18 protein-coding genes are annotated in these 16,306 nt (G+C 72.4%); 8 read left to right on the top strand and 10 right to left on the bottom strand.

Annotated features, from left to right (window positions below; all coding sequences use genetic code 11):
• Nucleotides 1-60: 60 nt before the first annotated feature.
• From ACH4E7_RS43450 to ACH4E7_RS43495, 10 genes are all read right to left on the bottom strand, one after another.
• Nucleotides 61-531 (bottom strand): hypothetical protein, encoded by a 471-nt coding sequence (locus ACH4E7_RS43450; protein WP_396254744.1) that lies wholly within the window; start codon nucleotides 529-531, stop codon nucleotides 61-63.
• A gap of 1,094 nt (nucleotides 532-1,625) precedes the next feature.
• Nucleotides 1,626-2,636: a hypothetical protein gene (locus tag ACH4E7_RS43455; protein WP_396254745.1), complete on the bottom strand. Its 1,011-nt coding sequence runs from the start codon at nucleotides 2,634-2,636 to the stop codon at nucleotides 1,626-1,628.
• Between the two features lie 90 nt (nucleotides 2,637-2,726).
• Nucleotides 2,727-3,194: a hypothetical protein gene (locus ACH4E7_RS43460; RefSeq protein ID WP_396254746.1), complete on the bottom strand. Its 468-nt coding sequence runs from the start codon at nucleotides 3,192-3,194 to the stop codon at nucleotides 2,727-2,729.
• Nucleotides 3,191-3,967, bottom strand: a complete 777-nt coding sequence (locus tag ACH4E7_RS43465) for a ParA family protein (protein WP_396254747.1) — start codon at nucleotides 3,965-3,967, stop codon at nucleotides 3,191-3,193. The genes ACH4E7_RS43460 and ACH4E7_RS43465 overlap by 4 nt, the downstream gene beginning before the upstream one ends.
• Nucleotides 3,968-4,836: 869 nt before the next feature.
• Entirely contained in the window at nucleotides 4,837-5,046 is a 210-nt protein-coding gene (locus ACH4E7_RS43470) for a hypothetical protein (RefSeq protein ID WP_396254748.1), read from the bottom strand.
• A 1,014-nt stretch (nucleotides 5,047-6,060) separates the two neighbouring features.
• Nucleotides 6,061-6,405 (bottom strand): hypothetical protein, encoded by a 345-nt coding sequence (locus tag ACH4E7_RS43475; protein WP_396254749.1) that lies wholly within the window; start codon nucleotides 6,403-6,405, stop codon nucleotides 6,061-6,063.
• A 120-nt stretch (nucleotides 6,406-6,525) separates the two neighbouring features.
• Nucleotides 6,526-7,071 (bottom strand): telomere-protecting terminal protein Tpg, encoded by a 546-nt coding sequence (gene tpg, locus ACH4E7_RS43480; RefSeq protein WP_396254750.1) that lies wholly within the window; start codon nucleotides 7,069-7,071, stop codon nucleotides 6,526-6,528.
• A 391-nt stretch (nucleotides 7,072-7,462) separates the two neighbouring features.
• Nucleotides 7,463-8,875, bottom strand: coding sequence for a helix-turn-helix domain-containing protein (locus tag ACH4E7_RS43485; RefSeq protein ID WP_396254751.1), 1,413 nt, complete (start codon nucleotides 8,873-8,875; stop codon nucleotides 7,463-7,465).
• A gap of 179 nt (nucleotides 8,876-9,054) precedes the next feature.
• Nucleotides 9,055-9,339, bottom strand: a complete 285-nt coding sequence (locus ACH4E7_RS43490; RefSeq protein ID WP_396254752.1) for a hypothetical protein — start codon at nucleotides 9,337-9,339, stop codon at nucleotides 9,055-9,057.
• A 4-nt stretch (nucleotides 9,340-9,343) separates the two neighbouring features.
• Complete coding sequence (locus tag ACH4E7_RS43495) at nucleotides 9,344-10,114, bottom strand: GntR family transcriptional regulator (protein WP_396254753.1); 771 nt, start codon at nucleotides 10,112-10,114, stop codon at nucleotides 9,344-9,346.
• A gap of 413 nt (nucleotides 10,115-10,527) precedes the next feature.
• Between ACH4E7_RS43495 and ACH4E7_RS43500 the strand changes: the two genes are divergently transcribed.
• The 8 genes from ACH4E7_RS43500 (at nucleotide 10,528) to ACH4E7_RS43535 (ending at nucleotide 16,229) form a co-directional block, all read left to right on the top strand.
• Complete coding sequence (locus tag ACH4E7_RS43500; protein ID WP_396254754.1) at nucleotides 10,528-10,770, top strand: hypothetical protein; 243 nt, start codon at nucleotides 10,528-10,530, stop codon at nucleotides 10,768-10,770.
• Nucleotides 10,770-10,961 (top strand): hypothetical protein, encoded by a 192-nt coding sequence (locus tag ACH4E7_RS43505; RefSeq protein WP_396254755.1) that lies wholly within the window; start codon nucleotides 10,770-10,772, stop codon nucleotides 10,959-10,961. The genes ACH4E7_RS43500 and ACH4E7_RS43505 overlap by 1 nt, the downstream gene beginning before the upstream one ends.
• 165 nt (nucleotides 10,962-11,126) lie before the next feature.
• Nucleotides 11,127-12,146: a hypothetical protein gene (locus ACH4E7_RS43510; protein ID WP_396254756.1), complete on the top strand. Its 1,020-nt coding sequence runs from the start codon at nucleotides 11,127-11,129 to the stop codon at nucleotides 12,144-12,146.
• 18 nt (nucleotides 12,147-12,164) lie between these two features.
• Nucleotides 12,165-12,572, top strand: a complete 408-nt coding sequence (locus tag ACH4E7_RS43515) for a hypothetical protein (protein WP_396254757.1) — start codon at nucleotides 12,165-12,167, stop codon at nucleotides 12,570-12,572.
• A 5-nt stretch (nucleotides 12,573-12,577) separates the two neighbouring features.
• Nucleotides 12,578-13,507 carry a hypothetical protein gene (locus ACH4E7_RS43520; protein ID WP_396254758.1) on the top strand — a complete coding sequence of 310 codons (930 nt, stop codon included), beginning with the start codon at nucleotides 12,578-12,580 and terminating at the stop codon, nucleotides 13,505-13,507.
• A gap of 149 nt (nucleotides 13,508-13,656) precedes the next feature.
• The gene (locus tag ACH4E7_RS43525; protein WP_396254759.1) at nucleotides 13,657-14,019 is read left to right on the top strand and encodes a hypothetical protein; all 363 of its coding nucleotides are present in this window, start codon (nucleotides 13,657-13,659) and stop codon (nucleotides 14,017-14,019) included.
• Nucleotides 14,020-14,117: 98 nt separating this feature from the next.
• A complete protein-coding gene (locus tag ACH4E7_RS43530; RefSeq protein ID WP_396254760.1) occupies nucleotides 14,118-14,291 on the top strand; it encodes a hypothetical protein in 174 nt (57 codons plus the stop codon).
• A 363-nt stretch (nucleotides 14,292-14,654) separates the two neighbouring features.
• A complete protein-coding gene (locus ACH4E7_RS43535; protein WP_396254761.1) occupies nucleotides 14,655-16,229 on the top strand; it encodes a DUF2637 domain-containing protein in 1,575 nt (524 codons plus the stop codon).
• Nucleotides 16,230-16,306: the final 77 nt, after the last annotated feature.

The following is a 16,306-nucleotide window of genomic DNA, read 5'->3' on the forward strand; positions in this document are numbered from 1 at the left end:
AGCAACCCCGGTGCCCATCGCGGGTCAGGCCGGAATGCCCGCCTGACCCGGGTCGCACGTTCAGGTGTCCGGGCACATGACGTCCAAGCAAAAGGCATAGCATTGGAAGAATTGATCCATGCTGACGGTCCCGCAGTAGTTCAGGCAGTTAGCACAACTCCCTTGGTCGATTTCTTTTGTTGGGTCGCCATTCCTAGAGGCTTTCGCCACCTTGGTGATGATCCTGTGGGCTTCGACCTTCATGTCCGAGGTCAACGAAGCGAACAGTAGCCCCTCATCAGACTGGGGCCTCTTGAATGAAACATTTACCAGCGGGTGCATGTGGTCTTGACAAGAGATATCTCTCAGGTGCTCGATACCTTCGATGGCGTCAGCAGGGACTCTTCTCCAGTTGGAACAACTGGTGCCGACGGCAAAAGAGACGAACTGATCGTCATTCTCCTCCTTTTTGACCATGCCGGTGAGGACTAGCGGCGCCCCCAGGTCATTTCTGGCGAAAAATTCTTGCGGCGAGTACACTTTGGGACCCATTTTTAGAGCATCCTTCCTCGTCCCGGGATTCGAAATTTGCACTGTCAATGACCTATGCGACACGCGCAGCGATAGACCAGCTTCCCCAGCCTCTGGTGTTGCGTACCTCAATGCAACCGGGGGCCTTCTGCGCTCCGCTGTCCGGGGTGCATGTCGGATTCCGCAGCGCGGTGACCAGTGGGAATGTCATCGGTATGACGTCCGGGGCGGTGTGGTGATGGGGTGAGTGTCGGGCCGGCGTGCCGTTGTGGCCGGGCTGGTGGCGGGGCTCTGGAAGCACGAGATGGGGCGCGGTGTCGCGGCTGGGGCCGCGCGGTCGGGGTTCCGGGGCGAATCCCGGCCCGGATGGCCGGGGCGCGCCGGGGCGGTGAGCGACACCACCCCGGCGTCAGGCGACGCCTTGACGCACGGCCAGGCGAGGGCCGGTAGCGGCGCTGTAGAGCCACCACCCCACCACGCGCGGCCGGCACCAGCCGGACGCGAGGAAGAGAGGGCGCAGCGCAGCGCCCGGCCACCGAACCGCGCCCGACCACGCCCACCCCCCACACCCCAGGCAGCAGGGCCCCAGAGAGGTAAGTCGGGGTGGTGAGGTTGGAAGCTCACCGGCCCTGAGCTGGGCAGACGGGCGTCCGGACGGCGGGGCGGCGGTGGCTGTACCGACCCCCGTACAGAACGCCGTACAGAACGCCGTGCCGAACCCCCTGCCGAACCCCGTACGGACCCCCGAGGCGCACCGCCCCGGGCACGCGGCCGGCACCGCCGGACGCCGACCACCTGGCGCCGCAGGCCCACTGATCCAGGCCGACGAACACCGCCCCACCCCACCCGAGGACTGGTTGTCCGGGTTTTCGAACCTTGATGAAGGGGGTTTGACCTGCAAGGACACAGCGGGCACGCCGAGGGGTGGGGACCGCATCCAGGCCCCCATGCAGGCCCTCATTCAGGAGTGACGGCGGGCCCCCATTCAGGCCCCCATCCAGGACTCGTCCGAAGCGCCCCGGAGGGCGGCCCGGGGACGCCCTGCCAGATGATCCGCTGGAGCAGTGCGAGGCGCTGCGGGGGCCCTTGGCCGCGGGCTGTGTCGCAGGCGCGGGTCAGGTCAGGTGCTGGTCCCGGGCCACGCGGAGCAGGGCGACGGCGTGGGGTGCGTCCGTGGAGAGCCAGGGGGCGCCGTCGGTGGCGTCGATGACCAGGCGGCCCTTGATGTAGGTGCCCCAGCCGTCGCCGAGCGCCTCGACCCAGCCGAGCAGGCGGCGGTCCGGGTCGCGGACGGCGAACAGGTCGACGGTGTTCCAGCCCTCCACCACCAGGTCGCTGTCGTTGATGCTCCAGGTGTCGGTCGGCGCGCCCAGTGCTCGGGCGAGTGGTGAGTGGGCGGTGCGTTCGTCGGCGAGCGCCAGGCGGAGCTGGCCGGGGTCGGTGGTCGGAGCGGGGGCGGCGGTTTCGACGCGCGAGGAATCAAGGTCGGGGGCGGGTGCGGCGGTTTCGACGCGCGGGGAAATGATGGCGGGGGCGGGGGCGGCGGTTTCGACGCGCGAGGAATCAACGTTGGGGGCGGGTGCGGTGGCCGGTGCTTCGGGCGTCGTTTCGCCGGCGGGCGCCGGGCTTGTTTCGACGCGCGTCGTTTCGCCGGCGGGCGCGGCCGGGGCGGCGGCCCGTTCGGCGGCGAGGCGGGCGGTCACCATCTCGTAGCGCAGGAAGTGGGCCTGGCGCAGCATGCGCTGGGTGGCGGCGGTGGCGCTGGCTTCGAGTCGTTGGAGGGCTTGGTTGCAGCGTGGGTCGTCGCCGTGGCCGAGGCGGGCTTGGTCGAGGGCTTGGAGGTAGCGGGCGGCGCTGCGTCCGATGGCGGCGGCGAGTTCGAGCAGGTGTTGGTGGCCGGGTTCCGGGGCGTCGGGGATTTCGACGCGCGAGGAAACAAGGGCGTCGGCGACGACGTCTTGGTGGCTCTGCGCGCGGCGTTGGCGGTAGGCCTTGGAGGAGCAAGAGCGGGAGCAGTAGACCGGCTTGCGGCCGGGGCCGCCGGTGCGCAGCGTGGTGCCGCACTGCGGGCAGGCGGGGGCGTCCTGTTCGGTGTTGATTCCTCGCGCGTCGAAATCCTGGTCCATGATCGGGATGGTAGCCGGGTGAGCGGACGGCCCGGATGCGGGGCCGGGCCGACGATCACCGGCGGGTTTCGCCCCGGGGCGAAACCCGGCTCAGGTGAGCCGCTTGAGTAGGGCCTTGCGGGTGGGTTCGTGGTCGCGGGCCAGGCGCAGCAGTTCGCGGATGGCCTCGGCCTTGTCGAGGCGGGTGCGGTGGGCGTCGTCGCGCAGGGCGAGGAGCCAGTGGTCGATCTCGGTGGCCTCGTCGGGGTCGACGCGGACGGTGAGGGCGACGGCGTCGGAGGCGGCCGGGGCGGGGCGCCGACCGCCGCGTGCCCGGCGTTGGGGGCGGGCCGGGCGCGGCTGGTCGGTGTCGGAGGTCCCGTCGGCGTCGTCGGTGGTGGCGTCGTGGTGTCGTGACGTCACGGCGTCGTTTTGGGGGCTGTCCGGCTCGTTGGCCTGGGGTTCTGCCCGGGTGGCGGCAGCGTCTTCGGCCTTCGCCCGGATCCGGGCGAGGCGTTCCCAGTCGCCCGTGAGGCCGCCCATGTCCGGGCCTGGGCGCGGGGTGCGGGCGGCGCTCATGCGTACACCGCCTTGGCCAGGTCGCGGTACCAGCCGGCGACCTCGGAGGTCGGCGCGTACTCGAGGACGGAGACCCGGGCGCGCCAGGCCTCGCGGACGTCGGTGCGCTTGCGGATCTCGGCGAGCACGGGCGGGGTGCCCAGGTCGCGGAAAGCGGCGAGGGTGCCGGTGACGAGTCGGCCGTCGCGCAGGTCGTAGCGGGAGGGGACCAGGCCCAGGACGTCGAGGTCGATGTCCATCTCGGCGGACAGGACGCCGATCTGGCGCAGCAGCAGGCGCAGCGCGCGGATACTGGAGTCCTCTGCCTCGACGGGGACGATGACGCCGCCTCGCCGGCCGGGACGGCGGCGGGCGGCCATCAGGGCGCAGTCGGTGATGACGCCGAGGGAGGGCGCGCAGTCGACGACGCAGACGTCGTAGTCGTCCTCCAGGTGCTCCAACAACCTGGACAGGCGCCGCTCACGGTTGTTCTTCATGTAGAGGCCCCGCTCCATCAGGGCCATGTCGAGGTGGGTGGGCAGCACGTCGAGGCGGTCGCGGTGGGAGGCGATCATCTCGCGGGGGTCGCCGGTCCACTCCCCGAGCAGCCAGCCGCACAGGGTGCGGTCGTCGGGGGTCTCCGGGACACCCAGAGCTTCCGAGAGATGGCCTTGGGGGTCGAAGTCGACCAGGAGGACACGGCGGCCCTCCTCGGCGAGGGCCGCCCCGAGGTTGACGGTCGTCGCGGTCTTGCCGACGCCGCCCTTCTGGTTGGCCGTGGCGAAGATATCCATGGCCGTCAGCCTAGGGTGGCGCGGTGATGCCGCGGGGGCCGACACCACCGGGGCGTTCGGCGGGGTCCGGCGGGGCGGTACGGGACACCCTCGGTGCTCTTCTCTGTTCCTCGTCGGGGTCTCTCAGAGAAGTAGTCGGCACGGCCGGCGCCCCTTGACCAGGCCTGTGACGTGCCGGTTCTCCCTATAGGGCGGTGGCGTAGGGGCAACTCGTAGGGCGCCTTGTAGGGCCACTCGTAGGGCGCCTCGTACGGAAACTCGTAGGGCTACTCGTAGGGCAACCTCCTGACCGCCTGCGACTGGGGCGCGACAGCCCTACCGCCGCACAGCGGCACCGTGATGCCCGCCGGGGACCATCAAGGTCTCTGCCGGAGACCTTGATGGTCCCCGGCAACCCAGGTTGGGTTGTATGGGATCCCCCGGGGCTACCCGGCCCGGAGGACTCTGGGGGCCCTTCGAGAGGGTGCCGACCCCTACACCCCATACACCCCCGACACCCCATACAGCGGGCCGCTGGCGGCCCCGGAGGGGGTGCGCGGGAATCGATCCGTCTGATTCGTTTCCGCAGGTCACGATCCGTCCGGCGATCCGTCGCCGATCTGTCGCTGATCCGTCACCGGGGACGGATCAGCGACAGATCAGCGGGCCCCGACAACGGATCGGCGACGGATCGCCGACGGCCCTGTAAGGGGTTGCTGTATGGGGTGCTGTGACGTCACGACGGCACGACGTCATGGGACCGCCGAGGACCGAGAAGGGCCGTTCCCGGGCCGCACAGGGGCGGGCCGGGCCCGGGGGCCGGACGAGGCGTCAGAGCGCCGCTGTGCCGTCGTCAGGGCCCGTCCGTGGCGCCGGTCGGAAGCGAGGCACTACCGGCTGCCGGGATCGGCCAGAGGCCTGCGGCCCGGCCCGGCGGGCGGCGCCTGGACGGGCGGGACCGGAACCGGGTCCGGGTCCGAGGCGGCGGCGAGCTCGACGGCCAGCAGGCGCAGCCCCACCGGCGCGGCCGGGGCGGACGGCTGGGCGGGGTCGGAGTCCGGGCGCCGGTACAGCGGGCGCCGGGCGGAAGGTGTCGTCACCCCATCCATGATCCTCCGAACACGCTGTGTGGCCGAGCCCCGGCGGCCCGAGCGCCGCGAGCCCAGCCGCCCGCGCCGGGGTCCCACGCGTGGGACGCGGCCAGGCGGGGCGGCCGGCCTTCGCCGGGCGCTCACCACCATCACGGCCCCGCAGGGTGGAGACCCCCTGCCGTCCGGACCGTCACCCACAACCGCACCTCCACCAACCAGCAATCCAGGGGAAAGGGACAGACAGAAGGGGGTTGTCTGATTTTCCGGCGGCCCGAAAAGGTGGCTTGACCTGCGGGAATGCGCGAAGGCGGCCGGGAGCGGCGGGGTGCCTACGGTGGTAGCTACGGGCGTACCTGCGGTGGTGCCCTCGGTGCCACCTGCGGTGGTACCTACGTGCAGCCGGCCCGGCGCCGACCGGGGGCCGCGGTCGGCTGGCCCCCGGCTCGGCGCGGACGGCTTCGCCGGACGCGCAGAAGAACCACCAGCCCGCCGCAGGCGTGAACCCCGAACCGACCGACCACCTCACTACCCAAGACAAAGGACAGAGAAGGGGTTGTCGGAATTTCAGGTCCGCCGAAAACCGGGCTTGACCTGGGGTGATGCCGGACCGGGCGGGATCACTGTGCACCCACAAGACCACCAGCTAGACGTCCCACAAGACCACTCACAAGGCGCCCCACAAGACCACTCACAAGAGGCGGGCGGTCAGCTCGTCGCACGCCCGGATCGCGGCCGCCACCGCGCGGCCGGCACCGCCGGACGCCACCACCAGACCAGCCCGCCGCAGGCGCCGGGCCTCGACGACCGCCCCACCCACCCACCACCAGGCGAAGGAAGGGCCCAGGAGAGGGATGTCGGATTTTCCAGACCTTGGTGAGCGGGCCCTGACCTGCGCTAGCGCGGACGGTGCGCCGTCGGTGGGTGGCTCACATCAGGAGCCACATCAGGAGTGACAGCAGAAGCCACATCAGGAGCTACATCAGGACCCACGGGCCGGTCGCCGTCATGGCGCCGGCGGTCCCGTCAGGGGCTGGGTGGGGCGGTGCTGGGCTGGACCGTGGGAGCGTGGGCGGGCAGGTAGGTGTGGGCGACGCGGTCGCTCCACTTGAGCAGCCCGTAGAGGAAGATCACGACGAACACGAGCACGAAGGCCGTGGCGGCCTTCGACTTGGTCAGCAGGGCGATCAGCACGGACGGCCGTGGAGCGGGCGCAGGGGCCGGGGCCGGGGGAGGGGTGATCCGCTCCCGGTCGGGGCGGCGCCCGTGGTGGACCGCGGCAATGTGGTCGGCCCGGCCGGTCTCGGCAGCCGCCCGGCTGGGGTGGGTGCTGATGGTGCGGCAGACCCCGCACCAGTAGTCGTACGACATCCGCCGAGCATGGCAGAGCCCCCACCGACGGTGGGGGCTCTCGCCTCGTGTGCACGCGTGGGCACGGGCACGCGTGCACGCCAAACGCGCGCGAGGCCCCGGCACGGTGCCGGGCGGGCGTCACAGGATCTCGACGTCGGCCCACTGGACGCCGGTGAGCTCCACGTCGAGGCCGCCGGCACGCCGCCCGCCGTCGCGGAAGTAGTGCTCGCCGAGCGCCTGGGCGAGCAGCTGTTCCAGTTCCTGTTCGCCGGCCCCGGCGGCGTGGGCGTCCAGGAGGCGACCGGCGGTCTCTCCGGGCAGGTGCTGGGTTATCTGACGCAGCCGCGGATCGTCGGTGGACCCGGCTGCGCTGGTGTAGCCGAACTGGGCGCTGGTGTGGACCGTGATGCCGCGCTGGATGGCAGCGCGGCGCTGGCGGGCCCGGACCCGGGGCTGCCAGGTGGCGGTGACGGCCCGCTCGATCGCCTCGGCCGCGGCCGGCTTCGGGACCGCCTGGCCTTTGAGCCAGCGCTGCACGGTGCGCTGGGAGACGCCGAGCTGCGCGGCGACGGCGGCGGTGGAGCCCTTCGCGGCGCGGACCAGGACCCGGACGCGGGCCGGAACGGAACGCGGGATCGGCCGGGTGCGCAGCGCGCGTTCCAGACCGTCGGTGATCTCGTCCACGGGCTCAGCCTTTCGATGATGGGGTTGACAGAGGGTCACCGAATTCACAACCCTCGCGCGCGTGCGACGCACGCGCGTGTTGAGCACCCGGTTTTCACGGGTCCGGCCGGTTGATGATGAAGATGAACATCACGATCCGTGACACCAGGCGGAACACCCGCGGGGGGTCTTGCAGTCCCCCCGCCCGGCCTCACCGGCCTCCACGGTCAGGCCGGCGGCGCGCCCCGGCCGCAGCAAGCCGGGCGCCACAGGGGGGACTGAGAGTCCCCCCTGTGGAAGCCGACCACGGGCCGCCGGGCCAACCACAGCAACCCGAAGCCCTACAGGCCACCGCTGACGGCCGATCAGTCCCACCCCCGCCAAGAGAGACCCGGACGGGGGTGAACGGCCGTCAGAGCGCCGCTGGAACGCCTTCCTGGCCCAGAAGTGACGCGAACGCCGCCTGTGCCTCCATTCGCTCCCGGTCCTCGCGGCGGCAGCGGGTGCACTGGCCGTGCAGGACGGCGGGCCTGTCGCAGCCGTCGGTGGAGCAGGGCGTCAGGTCGGCCGCAACCGCCTGCACGGGCGCGGCGCACGGCTGCGAGGGCGCCGACGGGGTTCGCTCGCTCAGGCAGGCCGGGCAGAGCATCCCGTCGATCGCGACCAGCTGCCCGCAGGCACTGGCCCGGCCCGGGTAGCCCGGGCAGCGGTAGTTCACCACCGGACGCGACTGGGCGTCTGCCTGTCCCGGCACGGTCGGCGCGGGAACGCTCTGCGCGGGCAGGACACCCGGGGCCTCGGGAAGCAGGGCGATCCGGTAGGCCAGGACGGACCCGGCGTCGCGGATCTTCTCCTTCGAGCCCGCCGTCACCGCCGCACGCAGCAGCTCCACGGGCCAGCCCGCCGCGAGCCGCCGGTCCAGGGCCGCGCCCTGGTCCCGCAACGCGTCACCGGACACCCTCAGCTCCGGCACCGCCGCGCCGATCTCCAGCAGCAGCATCACCCCGGCCGACGCGACCGGCGCAGCCGGAGCAGGCGGCACCTCGCCGCCCACCGCCGGTCCGCCGGGCTGCTCCTGGTCCTGCTGATCGACCTCACCGCCGTCCATCCGTCCATCCGCCGCGTTCGCACGCGCGCCACGGTCAGGGAAGGACGGAGGGACGGAAGAGGCGTTCGAGTTGGGGGTTACTACTGATGGTTCTAGGGGTGACGTGGACGTCACCGGGTGGGGTGACGTGGACGTCACCGGGTGGGGTGACGTGGACGTCACCCCGGTCTGACCTGCGGAAATGTCCCGGGCCTGCGACTTCGAGGCCTTCCGGGCGTTGCGGGCCTTCTCCCGGCGGGCCTCGGCCGCGGCCTCGGTCTCCAGGGCCGCAGCCCGCGCGGCAGCCTCCAGCGCGGCAGCCGCTTCGCGGTCGCCGGACACCGCGACGGCGGCAGCGGTACCTTCCCGGAACTCGCCTTCGGCCGGCCTCTCGGCCCACAGCTGGGCCCGCTTCTCCTTGGGCGTCACGACCTCCGGGAACGGCACGCCCGTGCCCGCGTAGTTGTCCCAGGGGCCGTGCAGGTAGTACCGGTTCGCTCCCTGCGAGCCGTCCGGCCGCGTCGTCGTCTTGTCTGAGACGAGGCGCAGCGTGCGCAGCAGCGCCAACGCTCGCTGTACGACTCGCTCGGACTTCTCCGCCTCGGCGGCGAGCAGCGGTACGGAGGGGAAGCAGGAGAAGCGTTCGTCGGCGCGGTCCGCGAGACGGCTCAGGACGAACTTGGCCGTGATGTCGCCGACCTTGACCTTGGCCGCGTAGGCCTGGGCCTCGTTGCTCATCGCACACCGCCCAGCGACGTGCCGAGCGCCACGGCCAGTGCGTGTGGCGTGCTGCTGACGGTGTTGCGTACGCTCAAGGTGAGCGCACCTCCTCTATGCCCTAGAGAGTGCTTCTCCGCCGGGGTTGCCGCCCCGGAGGACCTGCAGGCCCCGCCGTCGGCGGGGCCTGTTGCGTTGCATCATGCCGTTGGATGGCTTACGGCCCGGAGTAGCTCGTACAGGGCCGAGACCAACGCGGCGCGGGCCGTCGGCTCCTCGTGGACCGGCGGCAGGCTCAGAACGGCCTCCACACGCCTCAAAGCGCGAGTGAAGGCGCTGCTGTCGGCTCGATTGGAAATCGCCGCGTGAATTGAACCCTCAGAAATTGCGGATTCAATAATTTCTCGCGCGATTTCAGAATCACCTCTAGATGGGCTCCACCGGCCGTCGGCGATCTCACGAGTGAGTTGTTGCAGCTCCTTCATCGGTTCAATCATCGGAGCCACCGTCAGGTGCGGTCGCCGGAATTTCGTACGGGTAGGAGACCGTACTGCGAGGCGGCAGGCACGTTTCTCCGTACTCCAGGATTCGGTCTGCGGCGGACCACAGGATCCATGTGCCGGCGAGGGTCGGGCTGCCGACTGGGATGCCGAGCGCGCTGGCCTCGCGGGAGTCGGCGGCCCTGGCGTGGTACCAGTCCTGGCCCCGGGTGACCGGACCGGCGACTGCCTCAATTGCGGGGAGGAGCTGGCCGACCTGGCTGTTGGCCGTGCTGAGGAGCATCGGGACCAGCTCCGCGAGGTCGCCAGCGTGCCAGGTGACAGTCAGCGCCTGGACGCGCCCGCTCTCTATGGTCGCCATTTCGCGGCGCACGACCTGCGCACCGTGCTCCAGGTCGAGCAGCTCGGCGACGTACACCGGAGCCTCAGTCAGGGCGGCGGACAGGATCCGGTGGTGCTCGGCCTGGCTCGCTGTGCTGCCGGAGCGGTGGGACCGCATTACGCGGTCGTGGGCACTGGTGGCGGAGTGGTCACGGGCCGCGACGAAAGACCCGCGGGGGGTGCTGATGACCAGGCCCTCCACCTGAAGCTGAGAGATCACCTTGGCCGCCGTTGCGTGGGCCACTCCCCACTCGCGGGCGATGGTGGCGACCGCGGGAAGGCGGGCCCCATCCGTCAAGGTCCCGTCCTGAATCTGGCGGCGGTAATGGTCCGCCACCTGCATGTATGGCGGCGCGGGCCGCTCAATCTTGGGGCTCACTGTGTCCTCCCTCTCTGTCGCGCTGAGCGTACTAGCACGCGATCCGTTTCAACCGTTCTGGCGACTGTTCTAGCATACTCCCAACTGAGTGTGCTAGAACAGTATCGGCAAGGCGGAACGCGGCGGGCGCAACCGACGCGGGCATGTCGTGCCACCTGCGTAAACGCAAAAAACGCCGTCCTGGGGTGCAACCCGGGACGGCGTTGAACGGCCCTGCCCGGGGGTGCAACCCCGGGCAGGACCGGCCCGTCTGGGGGCGCAACCCCGGACGGGCTCAGGCCAACCCCTGACAAGGAGGGCTCAGCCATGTCTGACGCTACCCGGATCCCCCCGATCACCCCCGAGGACCGCTCCCAGGCCGGCGACGCCGCCGGTCGTCACCTGGACAACCTGTCCGGCAAGGGCGGTGCGAAGTGAGCAAGCCCATCGCCCAGTTGCCGCTGGTCGGCACCGTCCACCGCGACGGCGTCGCCTACCGCGCCGCCAGCCCCGTGCCCATCCACATCGTCACCGGGCTGATCCGCGAGTCGTGGTGCTCCCGGATCGCGGTCACCGACGCCAGCAGCGACGGACAGGCCCCCGCCGAGTTCCACGCGATGTGCGTGGTCGAGGGCGAGCCGTTCGTGCTCACCGGCCGGATCGGGGAGCGCGACTGATGGGCCTCTTCCGACGCACCAGCCGCTCCGAGTCCAAGCCCAGCACCCGCACGGACACCCCCGACCACGTCGACGCCACCGGCCGCACCTGGACCGGCGCCGACTACGACGAGGCCCGCGCCAACGGCCGCCCGGTCTACGCCCCGCGCACCGGCCACAGCCGTGACCGGCTCGGCCGCTCCTCCTCCTGACCGCCATCCCTCAGGTGCGCACCCCGCACACCACGGGGTGCGCACCTCCTCTGACCTGGAGAAACACATGATCTGGGATTTGATCTGCCTGCTCCTGATCCTGGGGGACGCGGCGCTCGCCTTCTACTTCGCCCGGCTCCTGGCCCGTCGTGAGGGGGAGAACCGGTGACGATCCCCCCGCCCCCCACCGAGCCGCCGACCGCCGGCATGCCGACCCCCGAGCCCGAACCCGTGGCCGAGTGGTGGCGCAAGGACGGCCCTCGCATCCCCGCCCCGGTTCAGCCCTCGGCCCCGGATGCCATCGTGCACATCCCGGTCCCGGTCGGCGTCGGCGGCCCGGCCTCGATGGCCTCGATGGAGGAGACCGCCGCCGCGTTCTGGGCGCCGGTCGGCCGGATCCTCTCGGAGCAGGTCCCGGCCATGGCCGCGCAGATCGGCCAGCAGGTCACCCAGCTCATGAACGAGACCGAGGCGCAGCGGTCGGCGCGCGAGCAGGTCGAGTACGAGGCCCGGATCGCCGCCGAGCGCGCCGAGCGTGACGCCCTCTTCGCTGCGGCGGGGGAGAGCGCCGCCCAGCGCGCCGAGCGCCACCGCGTCGAGGACGTCCTCAACCCCGGCCACCGCCGGGACGACCTCGTCGGCATGGTCGACCTGCTCGCCGCCCGGATCAGCGAGACCCCGGAGGAGCGCACCGCCCGCCTGGAGACCGAGCGGGAGCTCGACAAGCGGCGGCGCCGCGCCCGGGAGGACGCCGAGCGGGCCGCGGCCGGGGAGACCCCCGAGCAGCGCACCCGGCGCCACCGCCAGCAGCAGCTCGCCGACAAGCGCGAAGCCGCGACCCGGGCCCGGCGCGAGCGCCGCCGCGCGGCCCGCGAGGCCGGTCCCTCCGACCGGGTCCGCCGGTTCCGGCGCTGGTGCGTCCTGACCGCGATCTCGGCGGTCGGCGGCTATTCGACCGGGCTCGTGCAGGTCATCACGCCCGGCGGGCCCTATGTCGGCCTGCTGCTCGCCGCCTTCGGCTGGGGGCTCGACACCCACCTGCGGGACCGGGGCCGCCTGCGCGTGAGCGAGGTGCGCGGGGCCCGGCCCCTCGTCCTCCTGGTCCTCGCGCGCATCCCGGTCGCCGCCGGCCTCACCGTCGCGCTCGGCCTTGGCAACGTCCTCGCCGCCCTCCCCCTCTACTGACAACCAAGGAGACACACCATGAGCAGCCTCATCGCACTCGGCACCGGCGGCGCCGCCACCGTCACCACGATGTACCTGTACGTCGGCATCCGCGGAAAGAACAAGATCACCGTCGACCCCGACCACGTCCCCTACTGGGCGTTCGGCGTCGGCCTCCTCGCCGCCAACGCCGGCACCGCCTTCCAGCAGCTCGCCGGGATCGGCCAGCAGCTCAGCACCTCCTTCCAGGGCAACGCCGCGCTGGGGGAGTGGCAGACCGGCGCGACCGCCGCCGTGCTGACCATCGCCGTCTTCGGGCTCAAGCCCCGGGCGTGGAAGGACGCCCTCTGCGGCGCCATCGCACCCAGCCTGTTCGCCGCCGCCGGCGGATTCTGGGCCCTGCCCGCGAGCGTCCTGACCGGCCTGATCACCTCGTTCATCGGCTGACGGCGATGGAGAAGATCATCCCCACCGAGAAGCCGAGCGCCACCCTCCTGTGGCCGGTCACTGGCCTGGCCACCGGCACGCCCGTCCTGATCCGCAAGTTGACGGCCCCCCAGCGTGAGCGCCGCGCGGAGGCCGCCGCGCTCAAGGCCCAGCAGGCCGAACTCGCCACCAAGGCCGCCGAGTCCGCCGAGTCCGCGTTCGCCAAGAAACTCGCGGCCGAACCCGACGCGACCAAGCGCGCCGCGATGATCCAGGCCCGGGAGACCGCCCAGGTCACGGCCCGCCAGATAGAGCTGGACCAGGCCAAGGCCGCCCGCAAGGCCAAGCTCGGCCGGGCGGGCGACGCCGCCGGCGCGGCGGCCCTGATGCTGATTGTCGGTGGCCCGCTGATCTGGTCCCTCGCCCGCCCCTGGGTCCAGCCCGCCATCGGCCTGCTCATCGGCGCCTGGTGGATCGCCGCGCTCATCCACGCCCCCGCCCCCGGCAAGGCGGCCCCGGCCGGGGACGAGCAGGCCCCCGCCGCCGACCCGGACGGCACCCCCGAAGGCGGCGCCGACAACACCCACGAGGACGCCCCCGAGGACGCCAAGGCCGGGGACCCCGACCCCTCCCCGGCCGATCTCGCCCGCTCCGCCGGGCGGCTGCGCCTGTGGGTCGAAGGGGAGGTGTTCGCGGCCAAGGCCGAGGGCCGCCCCGGCGTCCACCTCTCCCAGCTCGTCACGGCCTACCGCGAGCAGGGCGGACAGGCCCCCGTCGACGAAGACCTGTTCGCCGCCCGGCTGGCCGCCCTCGGGGTGCCTGTCGGACCCCTCACGCTCGGTCCCAAGACCGCCCGGATCAACCGGCGCGGAGTGCGCTTCGATCAGCTGTCCACCGCCCTCGGTCGTGAGCCCCACCGGCCCCCCCGCCTGGCGCTCGACAACACCCCCGCCTGATCCGCCCTCAGACCCCGGCGGGGCGCTCCCCTCCCCCGCCGGACAGACCCCCTGCACCAACCGTGGTGCAGGCCGGGTCACCTGCGAAAACCTGCACCGCTGCACCCGGTGCAGCCCACCCCTGCACCACTCCCGAGAGAGGACGACCGATGGACTTCCGGACCCTGGTAACCATGATCTGTGAGGCCACCGACGAGGAGAACGCGCGCCGGATCGTGGCCGCCCTGGTCGAGTACGAGGGCTCCCGCGTGTCCCTGCCGAGGCAGCGCGTCACCCCGACCACCGACGAGATCCGCGCCGTCCTCACCGAGATGACATCCGGTGAGGTCTCCGTCCTGCTCACCGCCGTAGCCGCCCGCCTGTCCTCCTTCGACGCCGCGTGGCGGAACACGGGGGAGGTCCGGGCGCTGCTGGCGAAGAACGGCATCCGGGTCCGCGACGGAGTGAGGACCCCGAACGGCAACGGTCCCGGTGTCCACCACGAAGACGTCAGCTCCGCCGACGCGGCATGACGCACTGATCCGGCCCGGACGATCGTCGTCCACCACACCAACGCCGCATGATCCACCGACACGGCCACCACCCCCACGAGACACCGGAGGAACCCGCTATGAGCCAGCACCAGAGCGTCCAGGAGTACATCGCCGCCCGCAAGGCGGGCGACGCCGACCGATGCGCCGAGATCGTCGCCGAGGTCCGCGCCCGTTACGACACCCGCACAACCGACGGCAGCGAGCTGCGGGACCTGCTGGACGCGAACCTGACCCACCCGCTCTCGAAGTAGTAACCCCACCGGAGCCCCCGCCAGCACTGGCGCTGGCGGGGGCTGCTGCGGTGCCCGGCGCTGCTGCTGCGCCCCGCTGCGGGCCGGTTCGGGCCCGGTCTGCGACCGGGTGTGTCGGTGTCGTAGCTGTCTGAACTGCTCCAACCCCTTGATCATGGCGTCATGGCGTCGTGATCCCATGGCGTCGTGACACTGCGACGTCGTGACGTCACCACTGCGGAGGATGGAATGACCACTCTCGACTGGAGTCCGGGGCACGCTTCGGCCGCACCCGACGCCGTTTCGGGCGCACCCGGCCCCGTTTCGGGGACGCCGGGTGCCGTTTCGGGGACGCCCGTTCCGGGGCCGTCCGGGCGCCCGCTGGTGGGCGCGGTAGGCGGCCTGCTCGGCCGCGCCGCCCCCGCCGGGCCCGGCGCCGTTTCGGGGACGCCCGCCGCCGCTCCGGCTGCGCCCGCCACCGTCGCGGGCGCGGCGGGACAGCGCGGGGACACCGCGATGACCGCCGTGTCGGTGCTCGCCGCCATCGGCGGCGTCATCGTCGCCGTCGTGGGGTTCACCGGCTCCTACCGCGCCCTGGTCGACCTCGCCGAAAAGGTGGGCCTGGGCTGGTTCTCCTACGCCTTCCCCGTCGGCGTCGACGCCGCGATCGTCGTCCTGCTCGCCCTCGACCTCCACCTGATCCGCAAGCAGACGCCCTGGCCCGTCCTGCGCCTGATGGCCCACCTGATGACCGCCGCGACGATCTGGTTCAACGCCTCCTCCGGGCACCGGCCGGTGCTCCAGGACCCGACCGGCGCCGCCGTCCACGCCGTGATCCCGATCGGGTTCATCCTGGCCGTCGAGGCCGCCCGTCGTCTGGTGATCCGGGCGGTGCGCCTGGAGACCGGCCACGGCGGCTCCGTGCCCCTGCACCGGTGGCTGCTGGCCCCGCGCCAGTCCTGGCAGCTGTACCGCCGGATGCGCCTATGGGCGATCCCCTCCTACACCCAGGCCCTGGCCCTGGAGCAGGAACGCGTGGTCTACCGCGAGCTGCTGGACCGCGACCACGGCTCCTGGAGGAAGGCGCCGGCCGATGCCCGACTGCCGCTGACCATGGCCCCCTACGGCCTCAGCGTCGACCAGGCACTCGCCCTGCCCCAGCAGGCCGCCGAGGCGGAGCGCCTGCGGGCCGAGCAGCAGGAGGAATGGGCCGCCGAGGCCGCCGAACGCGCCGCCCAGCGAGCGGCCCGCACCCGTATCGCCCAGCTGCGCGCGGACACCTCGGTGGAGGCCGCCGAGGCCGAGGCGACGGCGCAGGCCGGCACCGCCCGGGCCCGTGCCCAGGCCGTCACCGCCACCGCCCAGGCCGAGGCCGACGCCGCCACCGTCCAGGCCGAAGCCGCCGCCACCGCCGCCGTCCGCGCCGCCGCGCTCGAAACGGAGGCGCTCGACACGGCAGCCGCGGCCGAAGCGAAGGCACGCGCTGCCGAAGCCGAGGAGCGCGCTGCCGAAGCCCGGGCCCGCGCCGCCGAAACGGACGAGCGCGCTGCCGAAACCGAGGAGCGCGCTGCCGAAGCCCGGGCCCGCGCCGCCGAGCACGACGCCCGTACGGCGGAGGCGGAGGCGCGCTCGCTGGAGGCGGAGGCCGCCCAGGCGGAAGCGCTGGCGCGTGCTGACGAAGCGAAGGCGGGTGCCGCCGAAGCCCGGCGCCGCGCCGCCGAACGCGAGGCGCGCGCTCTCGAAGCTGAGGACGCCGCGCGGCTGACGCCCCGGGAACGCGCCGCCCGCAAGGTCGCCCGCATGATCCTCAGCGCCACCCCCCACGGCCACGCCCCCGACCCCGAGGCCGTCGACCTCCAGACCATCGCCGACGCCTTCGGCGTCTCCTCCAGCACCGCCAGCGCCTACCGCACCGAAGCCGCCGCCCTGCTCGCCGACGGCTACCGCCCCGCCGCATAACCCGCCCACACAAAAGCGCCCCGGGAATTCCCCCGGGGCGCTTTTGCCATTCCCCCAGAGCCCGCACCGGGGCTGGG

It is taken from the genome of Kitasatospora sp. NPDC018058, from assembly GCF_044327205.1.
In the GTDB taxonomy this organism is placed as follows: Bacteria; Actinomycetota; Actinomycetes; order Streptomycetales; family Streptomycetaceae; genus Kitasatospora.